The 13,797-nt window shown below is 64.6% G+C and carries 8 protein-coding genes and 1 tRNA gene; 8 read left to right on the top strand and 1 reads right to left on the bottom strand.

The annotated features are described in order from the left end of the window. Positions 1-78: 78 nt before the first annotated feature. Entirely contained in the window at positions 79-678 is a 600-nt protein-coding gene (locus ACFUOZ_RS13455; RefSeq protein WP_377549035.1) for a TetR/AcrR family transcriptional regulator, read from the bottom strand. A gap of 276 nt (positions 679-954) precedes the next feature. Here ACFUOZ_RS13455 and ACFUOZ_RS13450 point away from each other — a divergent pair. From ACFUOZ_RS13450 to ACFUOZ_RS13415, 8 genes are all read left to right on the top strand, one after another. Next, positions 955-1,026, top strand: a tRNA-Gln gene (locus ACFUOZ_RS13450). A gap of 123 nt (positions 1,027-1,149) precedes the next feature. Next, positions 1,150-2,649, top strand: coding sequence for a bifunctional UDP-N-acetylglucosamine diphosphorylase/glucosamine-1-phosphate N-acetyltransferase GlmU (gene glmU, locus ACFUOZ_RS13445; RefSeq protein WP_377548886.1), 1,500 nt, complete (start codon positions 1,150-1,152; stop codon positions 2,647-2,649). Continuing rightward, a complete protein-coding gene (locus tag ACFUOZ_RS13440; protein WP_011774071.1) occupies positions 2,646-3,626 on the top strand; it encodes a ribose-phosphate diphosphokinase in 981 nt (326 codons plus the stop codon). The genes glmU and ACFUOZ_RS13440 overlap by 4 nt, the downstream gene beginning before the upstream one ends. Before the next feature lie 316 nt (positions 3,627-3,942). Beyond that, positions 3,943-4,521 carry a 50S ribosomal protein L25/general stress protein Ctc gene (locus ACFUOZ_RS13435; protein ID WP_377548884.1) on the top strand — a complete coding sequence of 193 codons (579 nt, stop codon included), beginning with the start codon at positions 3,943-3,945 and terminating at the stop codon, positions 4,519-4,521. A gap of 120 nt (positions 4,522-4,641) precedes the next feature. Further along, complete coding sequence (gene pth, locus ACFUOZ_RS13430) at positions 4,642-5,226, top strand: aminoacyl-tRNA hydrolase (protein WP_377548881.1); 585 nt, start codon at positions 4,642-4,644, stop codon at positions 5,224-5,226. 142 nt (positions 5,227-5,368) lie between these two features. Further along, complete coding sequence (locus ACFUOZ_RS13425; RefSeq protein WP_377548879.1) at positions 5,369-8,101, top strand: LuxR C-terminal-related transcriptional regulator; 2,733 nt, start codon at positions 5,369-5,371, stop codon at positions 8,099-8,101. 41 nt (positions 8,102-8,142) lie between these two features. After that, positions 8,143-10,800, top strand: coding sequence for a LuxR C-terminal-related transcriptional regulator (locus ACFUOZ_RS13420; RefSeq protein WP_377548877.1), 2,658 nt, complete (start codon positions 8,143-8,145; stop codon positions 10,798-10,800). A 467-nt stretch (positions 10,801-11,267) separates the two neighbouring features. Next, positions 11,268-13,775: an AAA family ATPase gene (locus ACFUOZ_RS13415; protein ID WP_377548875.1), complete on the top strand. Its 2,508-nt coding sequence runs from the start codon at positions 11,268-11,270 to the stop codon at positions 13,773-13,775. The last annotated feature ends 22 nt before the right edge of the window (positions 13,776-13,797 follow it).

The raw sequence follows: 13,797 nt of genomic DNA, 5'->3' as shown, positions 1-13,797 counted from the left end.
ATACGCTGGATCACACCGGTTGTAGGGGGTGGGGTGTGAGAGAGCGTGGGGTTGAAGGGGGTGGGGTGTGATGGAGGGTCAGCCCTCCGAACGCAGCTCCGGTTCCTTCTGCAGCCCGGTCAGGCCGTTCCAGGCAAGGTTCACCAAGTGGGCCGCCACAACGCGCTTGTCGGGCTGGCGGCTGTCCAGCCACCATTGCCCGGTCATGGCGACCATACCCACCAGCATCTGGGCGTACATGGCGCCGTCGGCAGCGCTGAACCCGCGGCGCGCAAACTCGTCCGAGAGCAGGTGCTCCACCCGGGCGGTGACATGGGAAAGCAGGGTTGAGAAGGCGCCTTCGGGCTGCGAAGGCGGGGCGTCACGCATGAGGATCCGGAAGCCGTCAGTGCGGTCCTCGATGTAGCCCAGGAGGGCCAAGGCTGCGCGCTCCACGAGAACACGCGGCTTGGCCTCGGTGCTGAGGGCCTCGGTGATGGAGTCCAGTAGAATCCGGAATTCGGTCTCCACCACCTGCCGGTACAGGCCCTCCTTGGACCCAAAGTGTTCGTAGATCACCGGCTTGGAAACACCCGCCGATGCGGCGATTTCCTCGATTGTGGTGCCATCCAGGCCGCGGGCGGAAAACAACGCCCTGCCTATGCCGATCAACTGTGTCTTGCGCTGCTGCCCGGTCATCCTGACCCGCGGCGGAACGCCGTTGGGAGCGTGGTCCAACGGGGCGGAAGAGCCTACGGGCCGGGAAAGTTCAGTGCGCTTGCTCACGTGACCATCATGCCCCAGGTGGCCGTGGGAGCCGGTAAAGGCACCCTGCGATGGTGCGTCGCGAAGCGTTCGCCGGGTGGCCAAGTCGCGAAGCATGCAATGGTCATGGCAAACTAGTTTCTTGTGTGTGGAACCCGGTGATCCGGGAGACCCTCCGGGCCCCCGGTCCGAAGGCGGAGCCACGCACGGTCCGCTCTGGTGTAACGGCAGCACCCCGGCCTTTGGAGCCGTGGAGTATAGGTTCGAATCCTATGGGCGGAACGGTCGGAAAACGCGCTCCTTCTCTGTACCTGTGACGGCTCTAACGGTGCCTGGGTCCATTGTCGGATGGCAGCATTCCGAAGCCGGGTTACCCGGGACATACAGAGCAAGGAGAGCCAGTACGTGAGCCCCGAAACCAACGGTCCCGCAGCGGTGATCGTCTTGGCCGCAGGTGCCGGAACGCGCATGAAATCGCGCACTCCCAAGATCCTCCACGAAATCGGCGGCCGTTCAATGGTTGGCCACGCTCTGCTCGCAGCCCGCGCCATCAACCCCCAAAAGCTCGCGCTGGTTGTCCGTCACGAGCGTGACCGCGTGGCCGAGCACGTGTCGGCGCTGGACCCCGAAGCACTGATCGTTGACCAGGACGAGATCCCTGGCACCGGACGCGCGGTTGAAGTTGCGTTGAACGCTCTCGACGCCGAAGCCATCCTGACCGGCACGGTGGTAGTTACGTACGGCGATGTTCCCCTCCTGACCGGCGAACTGCTGGCAGAACTGGTCGCGACCCACGAGTCCGAAGCCAACGCCGTCACAGTCCTGACTGCGGTCCTGGACGATGCCACCGGCTATGGCCGTATTCTCCGTGCCGAAGACGGCACCGTGACCGGAATCCGCGAACACAAGGACGCAAGCGAGGCAGAGCGCAGCATCCGCGAAGTCAATTCCGGTATCTACGCCTTCGACGCCGCTGTCCTGCGCAAGGCACTCGAAAGCGTTACTACGGACAACGCGCAGGGCGAGATGTACCTCACCGATGTGCTCGGATTGGCCCGCGACGCCGGAGGCCGGGTTGCCGCCGTCGTGACAGAAGACCGCTGGCAGGTTGAGGGCGCCAACGACCGCATCCAGCTTTCGGCGCTGGGCGCCGAGCACAACCGCCGCATCATCGAGGCCTGGATGCGCGCCGGCGTAACCGTGGTGGACCCCTCCACCACCTGGATCGATTCGACGGTGACCCTCGATGAGGACGTCCGCCTCCTGCCCAATACGCAACTGCACGGTTCCACAACGGTGGCGCGTGACGCCGTCGTCGGGCCTGACACGACCCTCACCGACGTAAACGTCGGCGAAGGCGCGAAGGTGGTCCGCACCCACGGATCCGGTTCCACGATCGGTGCGAAGGCGACCGTAGGCCCGTTCACCTATCTCCGCCCTGGCACGGTCCTGGGGGAGACGGGCAAGATCGGCGCGTTCTACGAGACCAAGAATGTGACCATCGGCCGGGGCTCGAAGCTTTCCCACCTGGGTTACGCCGGTGACGCCGAAATCGGCGAAGACACCAACATCGGCTGTGGCAACATCACCGCAAATTACGACGGCGAGAAGAAGCACCGCACGGTGATCGGCTCGGGCGTCCGCACAGGGTCGAACACGGTCTTCGTGGCTCCCGTCACCGTAGGCGACGGCGCCTACAGCGGCGCCGGGGCGGTAATCCGCAAGGACGTTCCCGCCGGAGCCCTTGCCGTCAGCCTCGCAGCCCAGCGCAACGCCGAAGGTTGGGTCATCGCCAACCGTCCGGGCAGCGGCTCCGCCAAGCTGGCCGAAGCAGCGCAAGAGCTGACCTCCACCTCCACGTCCCCACAATCCCCGGCAACCACAGAAGAAGGCAATCAGGCATGAGCGAAATTACCGCACACGGCGAGAAGAAACTGATTCTCGCCGCCGGAAGGGCGCATCCGGAGCTGGCGCAGGAAATCGCGAAGGAGCTGGAGACAGAGCTCCTGCCCATCGACGCCTACGACTTCGCCAACGGTGAGATCTACGTCCGTTCGGCCGAGAGCGTGCGAGGCACTGATGCCTTCGTCATCCAGGCCCACCCGGCACCGCTGAACAACTGGCTCATGGAGCAGTTGATCATGATCGATTCCCTCAAGCGCGCTTCCGCCAAGAGGATCACAGTTGTTTCGCCGTTCTACCCCTACTCCCGCCAGGACAAGAAGGGCCGTGGCCGCGAGCCCATCTCCGCCCGTCTGGTTGCCGACCTCTACAAGACCGCCGGTGCTGACCGCATCATGTCCGTGGACCTGCACACTTCGCAGATCCAGGGCTTCTTCGACGGTCCCGTCGACCACCTGATGGCCATCCCGCTGCTGGCTGACTACATCCGCACCAAGGTTGAAGCCGACAACATCACGGTGGTTTCCCCTGATACCGGGCGTGTCCGCGTTGCCGAGCAGTGGGCCGAACGCCTGGGCGGCGCCCCGCTCGCGTTCGTGCACAAGAGCCGCGACCTCACGGTGCCCAACCAGGCAGTCTCCAAGACCGTCGTGGGCCAGGTCGAAGGCCGTACCTGCGTGCTGATCGACGACATGATCGACACCGGAGGAACCATCTCCGGCGCGGTTCAGGTCCTGAAGAACGCCGGTGCCAAGGACGTCATCATCGCCTGCACCCACGCTGTCTTCTCCGATCCCGCAGCGCAGCGCCTCGCTGACTCGGGCGCCCGCGAAGTCGTTGTCACCAACACCCTGCCGATCCCGGCGGAGAAGCGCTTCCCGTCGCTCACGGTGTTGTCGATCGCGCCTTTGATTGCGCGCGCCATCCGCGAAGTGTTCGACGACGGTTCGGTCACCAGCCTGTTCGACGGCAAGGCCTGACTCCACCTGAGCTGAAACGGGCCATCCGCCGCCTCCGGGCGTGCGGATGGCCCGTTTTTGCGCCCGTTTTCACCGAATGCGGGCAGCGCTGCTAGACTCTTGGGGATACCTTGGCGAGGGAGAGCACATCCGGTCCGCGTTTTCGTGGACCAGGGTTGCGGGTCTCCGTTATCGACTGGGTCTGCATCTCCTTCAACACAGGCGGAACGGCTGCACGCGGCCTCCTCAGCCGGGCGTCGAAGGTCTCCAGACCTCCGCCCTTGCTGATAGACCAGCCCGGATACCGACCGGGCGCCACAGTAATCAAGGAGTACACATGTCTGAGCAGAAGCTCACCGCAGAACTGCGCACCGAATTCGGCAAGGGCTACGCCCGCCGTGCACGCATGGCCGGCCAGATCCCGGCTGTCATCTACGGCCACGGCGCAGAGCCGCTGCACGTCAACCTGCCTGCCAAGGCCACCACGTTGGCTGTCCGCGTTTCGAACGCACTCCTGGCAATCGACGTCGACGGCGAGCAGCACCTGACGCTGGTCAAGGACATCCAGCGCGATCCGGTAAAGCAGATCATCGAGCACGTTGACCTCCAGACCGTCAAGGCCGGCGAAAAGGTAACCGTTGACGTTGCAATCCACGTAAGCGGCGAAGTTGCTCCGGGCGCTGTCGCGACCCTCGAAGCCACCACCATCTCCCTGGAGGCCGAGGCAACCCACGTTCCCACCGCCGTCGAGGTTGACATCGAAGGCCGTAAGGCCGGCGAGAACGTCCACGCTTCGGACCTCGTCCTGCCGAAGGGTTCCACCCTGCTCGCCGACGCCGAGACCCTGGTTGTCCGCGTTGCCGAGGAAGCCGCAGCTGAAGAAGCCGAGGAGTCCGGGGAAGCAGCTGCCGAGTAGTCTCTGACTGCTTGAGGCTGATGCCTTTGAAGTGGCCGGGTCCCTTGGGGTCCGGCCACTTTCCTTTTCCATGACGCCCCTATCGTCGCTGCGTCGCACAACGTTTCCTAGGATGAGACCATGACTGACACCTGGCTGATTGTCGGCCTCGGCAACCCCGGCAGTGAGTACAGCAACAACAGGCACAATGTGGGCCAGATGGTGCTGGATGAACTGGCCTCCCGCATGGGTGGGAAATTCAAGGTCCACAAAACGCGTGCCCAGGTAGTGGAAGGCCGCCTCGGTCTTGGCGGCCCGCGCGTGGTGCTCGCCAAACCGATGACCTACATGAACGTCTCCGGCGGTCCTGTGGCAGGGCTGTGCAAGTTCTTCGACATTGCCGCCGATCATGTGATTGCCGTCCATGATGAGATCGACATCCCTTTTAACACGGTCAAGCTAAAAATCGGCGGCGGCGAGGGTGGCCACAACGGCCTCCGCGACATCTCCAAAGCATTGGCAACCAAGGACTATTTGCGGGTCCGGGTAGGCGTCGGGAGGCCCCCGGGACGCATGGATACCGCAGACTACGTGCTCCGGGACTTCGCCACTGCGGAGAAGAAAGAACTCCCTTTCCTCCTGGACGAGGCCGCCGACGCGGTGGAACTTCTGATCGCCGAAGGCCTGCTGGCCGCCCAACAGAAACACCACCCCGCCAAAGCTTGAGCAAATCTTGAGTAAAGCCTGATGAAAGACTGACTGCTTCGACGAGCTTTAGGCCTACAAACTGTCGGCGCCCGCAGGTAGTGTGCATGGTACGCAGATGAGCGGTGGGGGACTATCGCGATTGTGTTAGCTAAGGATGCAGATGTCGGCGGAGTTGCTAAACAGGAGCGGTGGAGGCGCAGCGAGGGCTGCGGCTCCCGATCTCGTGGGCGGACCAAGTGACCGCCAGACCTGGTCACTGCTGGCCCGGAGCCATGATCTATCCAAGGCCGTCAAGTATCTTGACTCGCCGGAGTCTTATGGGGTGATCCTCACGGGCGAGCGTGGGATCGGCAAATCAGGCCTGGCGCGTGCAGTGGTGTCATCCCTCGGTCCCAAGGTCCACAGCCTGCAGCTCCGCAATACGGTAGCCAACGGCCAAACCCCATACGGTTGCCTCGGGTTCCTGTTGGCCCGCTTGCCCTCGGAAGCTGTTGGTTCCCCCACGGGCATCCTCCATGCCGTAACCAGCCTGATCAGGACCGAAGCTGCGGGGCGGGAAACCGTCTTCATTCTGGACAACGCCGGCGGCATGGATCCCATGAGCACCGGTGTCTTGCTGAACCTGATGGCCACGGGTACGGCCAAGGTGGTGGCTACGGTCCAGCGCGCCAGTGATCTTCCAGCAGATTTCCACCGGATGGTCTTGGACGGTGAACTGGGCGAGGTGCACCTGAACACGCTCAGCGAGGAACAAACCAAGCAGGTGCTGGGCTCAGTCCTGGGCCACTATGTCTCAACAACCCTGGCGGGCTCCTTGCATGCGGCCGTTGGCGGAAATCCGATGCTGCTGCACGCGCTCCTGGAGGAGCAGCGCCACAGGGGCAATCTGGTCCTTAACGACTCCGTGTGGACCCTCCGCGACCGGATCACACTCGAGGGCGCCACGGTGGTGGAGGACTTCGTTCGGTCCAGACTGGCGCGCGAACCGCAGGCCAACAGGACAGTGGTGGAAGTTCTGGCCTGCGCGCAGCGCGCCACCCTGGTAGCTCTCGCAGCCATCTTCGGGCCACAGGTCCTGGTGGAGATGGAGGAATCCGGCCTGCTCACAGTCGAGCGGGAGGGCGAACACTGGGTTTCCCTCCGGGACCCGTACGTTGGCGAGGTAGTGCGCGGCTGGCTGAGTACGCGCCGCATGAGGGAACTCCGGGTGATGCTGCACGGTTCCGAAGAGCCGGAGCCCAGTGGCCTGGCTCCCCGGGACCTGTTGAGTTATGCAGCCTGGATGCACGCCTGCGAGGACGAGCCGCAGCCGTCGCCGGCTTTGGCCCTTGCCGCCGGAGTCGCTGCTTTGGACGATTACGATCCCAATTTCGCCATCCAATGCACCGTCTCATTGAGTCCCAACGACGTCGAATGGGTGCGCGGCCAGCGGCTCAAAGCCGCCGCGTACCTCATGCTGGACCTGCCGTTGCATGCCGCCCAGGCGCTGGACGAAATTTCCGAGGCGCACCTCGCCGGACTGGACCCGCTGGAGTTCGCGGAGGTCACAGCTGCACAATGCCAGGCCATGACCTGGATTGACGGCCGGTCCGCCATGGTTCCAAGTGTCCTGGCGGAGGCCTTCGAAAGGCTTGAGGCGATGGCTTCCGACTATCCATCGGCAACAGTGATCAAGGCCCGGAACCGGCTGCAGCTGTGCAACTTCGAGTACAAGACATTCATGGGCGAGTACGCGTCCATGGTTGAGGACCTCGAGAAGGAACTGGCGAAGGACTTCGCGGAGGACCGTGAGCACTGGCTTCGCTCGTCCTTCTTCCTGATCGAAGCCCGCTGCATCCTGGGCCGGGAGATGGAGGCACAACAGCTCGCCCGAAGCGTTTCACGGCATTTGGCAGACACGGACAGGCCGGCCCAGCTGGAAGAGGCATTCGCGAAGCACGCTTTCCTGGTTCTTCTCTTGTCCGGCCAATGGCGCAAGTGCATCGAATTGATGAGGCGTACTCCTTCAAGGCCCTCCCGCCTCCAGTACCGGGGAGCGCTTACCGAGTTGGGCGTCGGCCTTGCCTATGCCTATGCAGGCAAACCGGCCAGCGCCATCGAACCGCTGCGCTCCGCGGTTGCCCAGTTGGAGCTCCGGCCCGCAATGAACATGAACAAAGTGGCTTATGCCGCCACTGCCTTCGCGTATGCCCAGCTGGGCAACTTTGTTGAGGCCGGCCGCTACCTGGACCTGTACAGGACCTGCAGGGGAGCGGGGATGTACTTCTCTGAATCCGTTGCGGTGTTTTGCGCCGAGATGGCAGGCAGGTGGATGGGTGACCCCGACGTGAAGGAGCGGCTGCTTGAGCGTGTCCGCGACGACATCGCCCAGCAGCGTTACACGACGGCGGGCATCTGTCTTTTCGGGGCCACCGTTGAGGGCACTGACGAGGAGTACCGGCTGCTCGAGGAAATTGCGGGCCGCCGCCAGGGGCCGCTGGCAAAGATCTCCGGTGACCTCGCCCGCGGCTCCCTGAACAAGAGTTCCCGCAGCTTGTTGGAAGCCGCCGATGCCGCCGCGTCCCTTGATCTGCTGGTGGTGGAGGCGCGTTGTGTGGCCATGGCGTTGGACTTCGCCCGGGATGCCGGGGAGACCACGACGGCGCGGACGGCCCAGTTGAGGTTGGAGCGTCTGGAGCATTCAGTCTCCGCGCTTCCCATCCAGCCAAGGTCCGACGCGCCGGTATTGACCGATCGGGAACGCCAAATTGCTAAACTCGCCGGAAAGGGTGTCAGCAACCGCGAAATCGCGATGGATATTGGGGTGTCTGTGCGAACTGTAGAAGGCCATTTATACCAAGTGTTCACCAAGCTCGGTGTGTCGTCTCGGGGCGAGCTTAATGGGCTCCTGTGAGGTAGGGCGGGCGGCATCCACATTCTTCGTGCGGGCTGCCCATGCTGGCTGAGTACCTTGTGGGCCGGGACACCGATCTGGAGCTGGCCTTGGAGATATTGCGTCAGGAAGGTGCCGGGGCCGTGCTGGTCGTGGCGGACGCCGGCATCGGCAAGACTGCGTTTTCGGACGAGATCGCAGCCCGCCTGGCCTCGGAAATGGTGGTGATGCGGATCCACGGAAGCCCGGCGCTGTCCGCCGTGCCCTTTGGAGTCCTGGCACCGTATTTGTTGGACCTGCCCGTGGAGCAGGCCACTTCTCCGGTGGCCATCCTGCGCGAGTTCTGGTCACAGTTCGAGAAGCGCCGCGGCGGCGAAGGGGCGCGCCTTTTGCTCGTGGTCGATGACGCGCACGACCTCGATGAAGGCAGCACGCAGATCCTGGCCGAACTCGTCACGGCAGGCTGGGCTCGGCTGGTTGCCACCAGCAGGCCCAGGCCCGGTCTGCCGGCGGCCCTGCTTCAACTCTGGTACGACGGCCTCGCCGAGCGCCTGGAGCTTCACCCCCTGGACAAGGAGACAGCCACCGAGCTGGTCGAGAAAACCCTGGGTGGAACGGTCATGCCCAGTGCGGCGGACGTCCTGCACGCCCTGTCCGAAGGCAACCCGCTGCTGCTGCGATGCCTGCTTGACGACTCGCGGGCCGAGGGCAACCTGGTTCGGCGAAACGGCGTTTGGCTATTGACGCGCGGGCCTTCCGGAAGGGGCGAAAACCTGGCTGAAGTTGTCAGGAACAGGGTCCTGCGGACCAGCGAGGCTGAACGGGAGGCGATGTTCGTCATTGCCTTGTCCGAGCCCGTCCCGGCCGCCTTGTTGGACGCGGAGGTGGGCAGGGACACCGTACGGTCCTTGATGGACAACAGGCTTGTCGTCCCCACGAACGGCGCCGGCAGCCCGCTCAAGATGTGGCACCCCATGTACAGCGAGGCACTCCGCCAGATTGTGTCGCCCGCCCGCAGCCTCCAGATCCGGCAACGGATAGTGAAACATCTTGCCTCGGAACCCACTACCGCTGAGGGGCTGTTGCGGACGGTGAGCTGGGCGCTGGACTGCGGTGCCGACGTCGACGACGAATTGCTCCTGCGCGCCGCGTTCCTGGCCGTTAAGCTCCTGCAGAATCCGCTGGCGCTTGCAGCTGCCGGGAAGGTCCGCTCCGAGGAGCTGTCACCGCGCGCCCGCGCGGTGATGGCAATGGTCAGCTATAACGACGGCGACTACAACAGTGCCGTGCGTCTGCTGGGGGAGCGCAACGGGTTCCTTGAGGCTGATCCCATGGGACCGACGGGAGCAGGCTTGTTGTGGGCGGCCGCTCGCTCGGCGAGGGGGGATTCGGCGTCGGACATAGCCTCCGACGCGCGGGCCGCAGCCAAATCGCTGACCGATGGGACCGGCCCCTCTGACGCCACGGCCATGCAGGTCAAACGGCACGCCTGGACTTTGGAGTTGGCCGCGCTGGCCCACGAGGGCCGTTACAGCGAACTGCGGGACGGGCTGGATTCCTTCGCCGAAGAGCTCCGGACGGATGAACCCGACAGCGCCATGAATCGGGTCTTCCTGCTGGCCATGCAGTGCGAGCTCCTTACTGTCGAGGGGCAACCCGGGCTTGCGCTCGAAGCCGGCCGCGAAGCACTGGTCCTGCTGGATGAATACGGCGACAACTTGCTGTATTTCGCCGATTTTGTCCTGGTCCGTTACGCCTTGGCAGCCCTGGAAGCGGGGGACTGGAGTGCAGCCGATGCCGCCCTTGACCGGTACGCCGCGAGCTCGACCATGGGGCTGATCACCTTCGGGGGAGACATCCAGACACTCAAAGGCCTGGCTCTTTTGCGGCAGGGCCGCACGGACCAGGCCATGGCACTGCTCACCCCGGCTGTCGAGGCCCTCCGGGTGAAGGACCCCCAATTGCTCAGGAGCCTCGGGTGCGCATTGGCGCTCTACGCAGCAGCCAAGTCCGGCAACACTTCGCTTGCCCAGCGGCTGGCGGGCGAACAGGTCCCGGGCAGGGGCAACAGCTATGTTGAGGCGCTCGCCGGCCTTTTCGCACTGGCCGGCCATGAGCTTCTCGGCAAGGGATCCGGACTGCAGAAGCTTCGGGAGCTGCCGGAAGCAGGGGGCCTGCACGCGTTGCCGGGCTTGCTCCTGCAAAACCTGGTCTTGAGGACGGAGCTTGGGGACGCCGGAGCCACGGAATCCATCGAAGAAACCGCCTCCCGGATGACGGGAGCCTGGGCGGCAGGGTGGCAGTCGCTGGCCGCCGCCCAACTCAGCGGCGCCGGTCAAAGTTTCGTGAACGCCGGAAACCTCATGTCCGCAGCAGGGATGCCGGGCCCGGCTGCCGCTGCGTTCGACAAGGCAGCAGCAACCTTCGACGCCGAAGGCAAACGCCCCGAGGCCCGCCAGGCAGCCGTCATGCGGGACGTGAGCGAGGCGAGCATGGGCGACTCCCCGGTCCGCGATCCGCACAACGACTCTGACCACTCGGTACCATTGACCCGCCGGGAACAAGACATCGTTGCGCTGGCCGTTTCGGGGCTCACCGATCGCCAAATAGCGGAGAAGCTCATGGTCTCGGTCCGCACCGTGGAAGGCCACTTGTACCGCAGCTACGCGAAGTTGGGCATCCGTCGTCGTGAAGATCTTGGCGCTGCTGTCCGTCGCTGACGCAGTGCACGCTTGAGTACCCCACAAAGCCTCCCGGCCCCCTCGAGCCCAAATCCGGCAGGATTTAACCAATCATTGGAGTAATTGGCGTGTGTTCCGTGTCGGAACCAAGTAGTGCCCCCTCCGGGTACTGAGTACAACACAGTATCGACTGGCGAAATGCCCACCAGTAATCGAGTACCGATTACTGGTGTTTGGCATTTCCACCCCCGGCAATATTGATCTTGGAAGAACGGTTCAGCCCCAAGCATCACCGGGATTCCGAAAGTCGCATCAATCGCATCGGTGGTCTCTTTAGCCGATGCCCCGGCCACCGGAAGGTGGTCCGGCCCTGAACGAAGCCGGCGGCGACAGAGTCTTCTGAGACCGAGACTCTCCCCCCAGCCGCCGCCGGCTTCTAAGCCAGGGACCCGCGATTCGCGCAAACAGACCTTCCCGGACATGGGACTGCCGCAATTGGAGTGTGCATGCTGCCGGACCCTTGGCTGGACGACGATACCGTCACAGCCACGCTGGGATCCCCGCAGCTTTCCGACAGGGCACAGTTGCTGGAGCTGGTACTTTCAACGGTTCATTCACCCTCCACCAGCGGCATCGTGTTGGCAGGAGAGAAGGGGTCCGGGAAAAGCCACTTGCTGCTCTCGCTCAGGGCCGGGCTCCCCGAAACCATGGACGTCCGCACCTTCACCGGCAACCTGAACGCCACCCAGTATGGCGTCCTTGCAGCGGGGGTTCCCGGCGCCTCGGTCCACCTGGCTGGAACCAGCTTCGCTGCGGCGGCCAGCGCCGATGCAGCGCACGGGCCCGGTGCTGCGCCAACCGCCGCTGCATTGTCCATTGGCGGCCCGCTGCCGGGACTCCACGTCCTTCGTGAACTCACCAGCACGCTGGGACCGGCCAGATACGTGTACTCGGCACCGGCCCTGCAGCGGCGGGGCAAACGCCGCAACCTGTCCTCCCGTCCCCAGCTGGTCCTTTTGGTCGATGACATCCACTTCGTTGACCCGGCGTCCCTTGGGGTGCTGCTTCAGCTCATCCCAGGTTTCGGCGCCAAACTCGTAGCCACCGCGGACAGCCGGCGCCCGTTGCCCCAGGACCTGTATCAACTCTGGGAAGACGGCTTCATGGAGCAGTACCTCCTTCCGCCATTCACGCTGAAGGAAGCGCATGCCGTGTGCGTGTCCCTTCTTGGCGGAAACGTCCAGCGACGGGCCAGCAGCCTTCTTGCTGCGATGAGTGGGTTCAATGTGGCCCTCCTGTGCCTGGCAGTGGAGGACGCGCGGCGGGCAGGGTTTCTGGTGCGCCGGCAAGGCTATTGGACAATCGACCCCCGCGCCCATTGCTACTGGCCCGGTGTTGTGGAGCATGTCCTGATCGACAACGAAGCGCGGCCTTCGGAGGAGCGGCTCGCACTGGAACTGGCTGCTCTGGCCGAGCCGGTGGCCCTCGACGTCCTCGAACGCCATTTTGGACAGAGGGCCGTGGATAGTCTTGTGTCGGAGGGGCGTATCAGGCTGATGCCAGGCCGGCGGCCGATGGTTCGCATGGGTTCATGGCTGTGGGGCGAGGCCACCAGGCTGGCAGTCCCGCTGTCCCGGAGCCTTGCCCTCCACCAACAAATCGAGGAACCGGAGCTCACCCGTGAAACGGCGCCGAGTATGCTGCGGTGGATGACCTGGACCCTGGACTGCGGCCTGGACCTTGCCGACGAGCTTCTATTGGCCTCGGCGCCCGTTGCGGACCGCCCATCCACCGCTGAACTGGTCATCAAGGCAGCCGCGGCGGTCAAGGAGCCGGATCATCTGGAGGAAGCCCGTATGCTCAGGGCGCGGGCTTTGATTGCCGAAGGCCGGATTGCCGAGGCAGCACCGGTCCTCCGCCAGCTGGCGGCCGCAGGTCCGCACGAGGTGAAGCTCGACGCCGGCCACCGGCTGATGGCCTTGGAACTGTTGGGTGCGGTGCACGGTGATGTGCCTGCAGGGGACGGGGCGGACGACCCGGCTCGGCGAATCGCTGGGAGCGTACGCCAGGCTGAACGGCTGCTCCTTTCCGGTGAGGCGTCGGAGGCCCTTGTGAGCTCCACCCAGGCCATGAACGCCGTGGGCAACGATCCGTCCATGGAAACGTTTCGGGCAGGCGTGCTTCTTCGACACGTGATCTGCCTGCGCTACAACCTCGGCTGGAACGCCGTGGGCCCGCTCCTGGAATATTCCGCCTACAACGTGCCCAGCCATTTGGCCGGGTGTTCCGACATAGCGCGGGCCTATGTTCAGCTCAGCCAGGGGTTCGCGCGGGCTGCGCGCCTCACTTTGGAAGCGGTGCTGGCGGAACTGTACGACGCCGGCCTGCCGCCAGTGCGGTCTCTGGCCCAGGCCATGCTGGCCTACTGCGAGTCGCTGTGCGGAAACACGGTTTCGGCCCTGGCCTGGGCCGAACGAAGTAGTCGCGCCGGAGAAGGGGCTTCAGCCGACTCGACGCCCGTAGGCCTCCTGCCACAGCTCAGCGCCCTCTACATTTCAGCAGCACGGGACGTAGCGTCGGGTACAGCCACGAACCTGACCGCGCTGGCAGGGCAGTTCCACGTCCAGGGCGCCGTGTTGCTGCAGGCTGAGGCCCTCTCCCTCGTGACGCTCAACGCAAGCAGTACCGCCGTCGACAATGGTGCCATCCTGAGCCGCCTGGCAGCGGCGGCTACCGTCGTCGAAGGTACTGGCGGGGCGGCCCTGCGGGTTTTTGCGGGGGTCTTGTTGGAGGGTTCGCCCAGGGCGCTGGAAGCGGCAGGGCGCTCGCTGTCCGCCGACCGGCTGTTCGCCCACGCCGCCCTTTGCTACGCCAAGGCGGCCGTCGCGTACGAGGCCACTTCACGTACCGCCGCGGCCCGCAGGTCGGCCGCCCTGGCTGAGCGGCTCCGCAGCGTACTCGTCAGTGAGACGGTGCCGCCGCTGGGATGGGTCCCTGGAAGGGCGGGCAACTGACGTGCTGAACGGCACACCGCCT

Source organism: Paenarthrobacter sp. NPDC057355, from assembly GCF_042667405.1.
Classification (GTDB): domain Bacteria; phylum Actinomycetota; class Actinomycetes; order Actinomycetales; family Micrococcaceae; genus Arthrobacter.
This window is presented reverse-complemented; position numbering and strand designations above follow the sequence as displayed.

Bases quoted from the DNA above. Each gene is read 5' to 3' on its own strand.
- ACFUOZ_RS13455 (WP_377549035.1), bottom strand. From the start codon at position 678: ATGACCGGGCAGCAGCGCAAGACACAGTTGATCGGCATAGGCAGGGCG.
- ACFUOZ_RS13440 (WP_011774071.1), top strand. From the start codon at position 2,646: ATGAGCGAAATTACCGCACACGGCGAGAAGAAACTGATTCTCGCCGCC.
- ACFUOZ_RS13435 (WP_377548884.1), top strand. From the start codon at position 3,943: ATGTCTGAGCAGAAGCTCACCGCAGAACTGCGCACCGAATTCGGCAAG.
- pth (WP_377548881.1), top strand. From the start codon at position 4,642: ATGACTGACACCTGGCTGATTGTCGGCCTCGGCAACCCCGGCAGTGAG.
- ACFUOZ_RS13425 (WP_377548879.1), top strand. From the start codon at position 5,369: ATGTCGGCGGAGTTGCTAAACAGGAGCGGTGGAGGCGCAGCGAGGGCT.
- ACFUOZ_RS13420 (WP_377548877.1), top strand. From the start codon at position 8,143: ATGCTGGCTGAGTACCTTGTGGGCCGGGACACCGATCTGGAGCTGGCC.
- ACFUOZ_RS13415 (WP_377548875.1), top strand. From the start codon at position 11,268: ATGCTGCCGGACCCTTGGCTGGACGACGATACCGTCACAGCCACGCTG.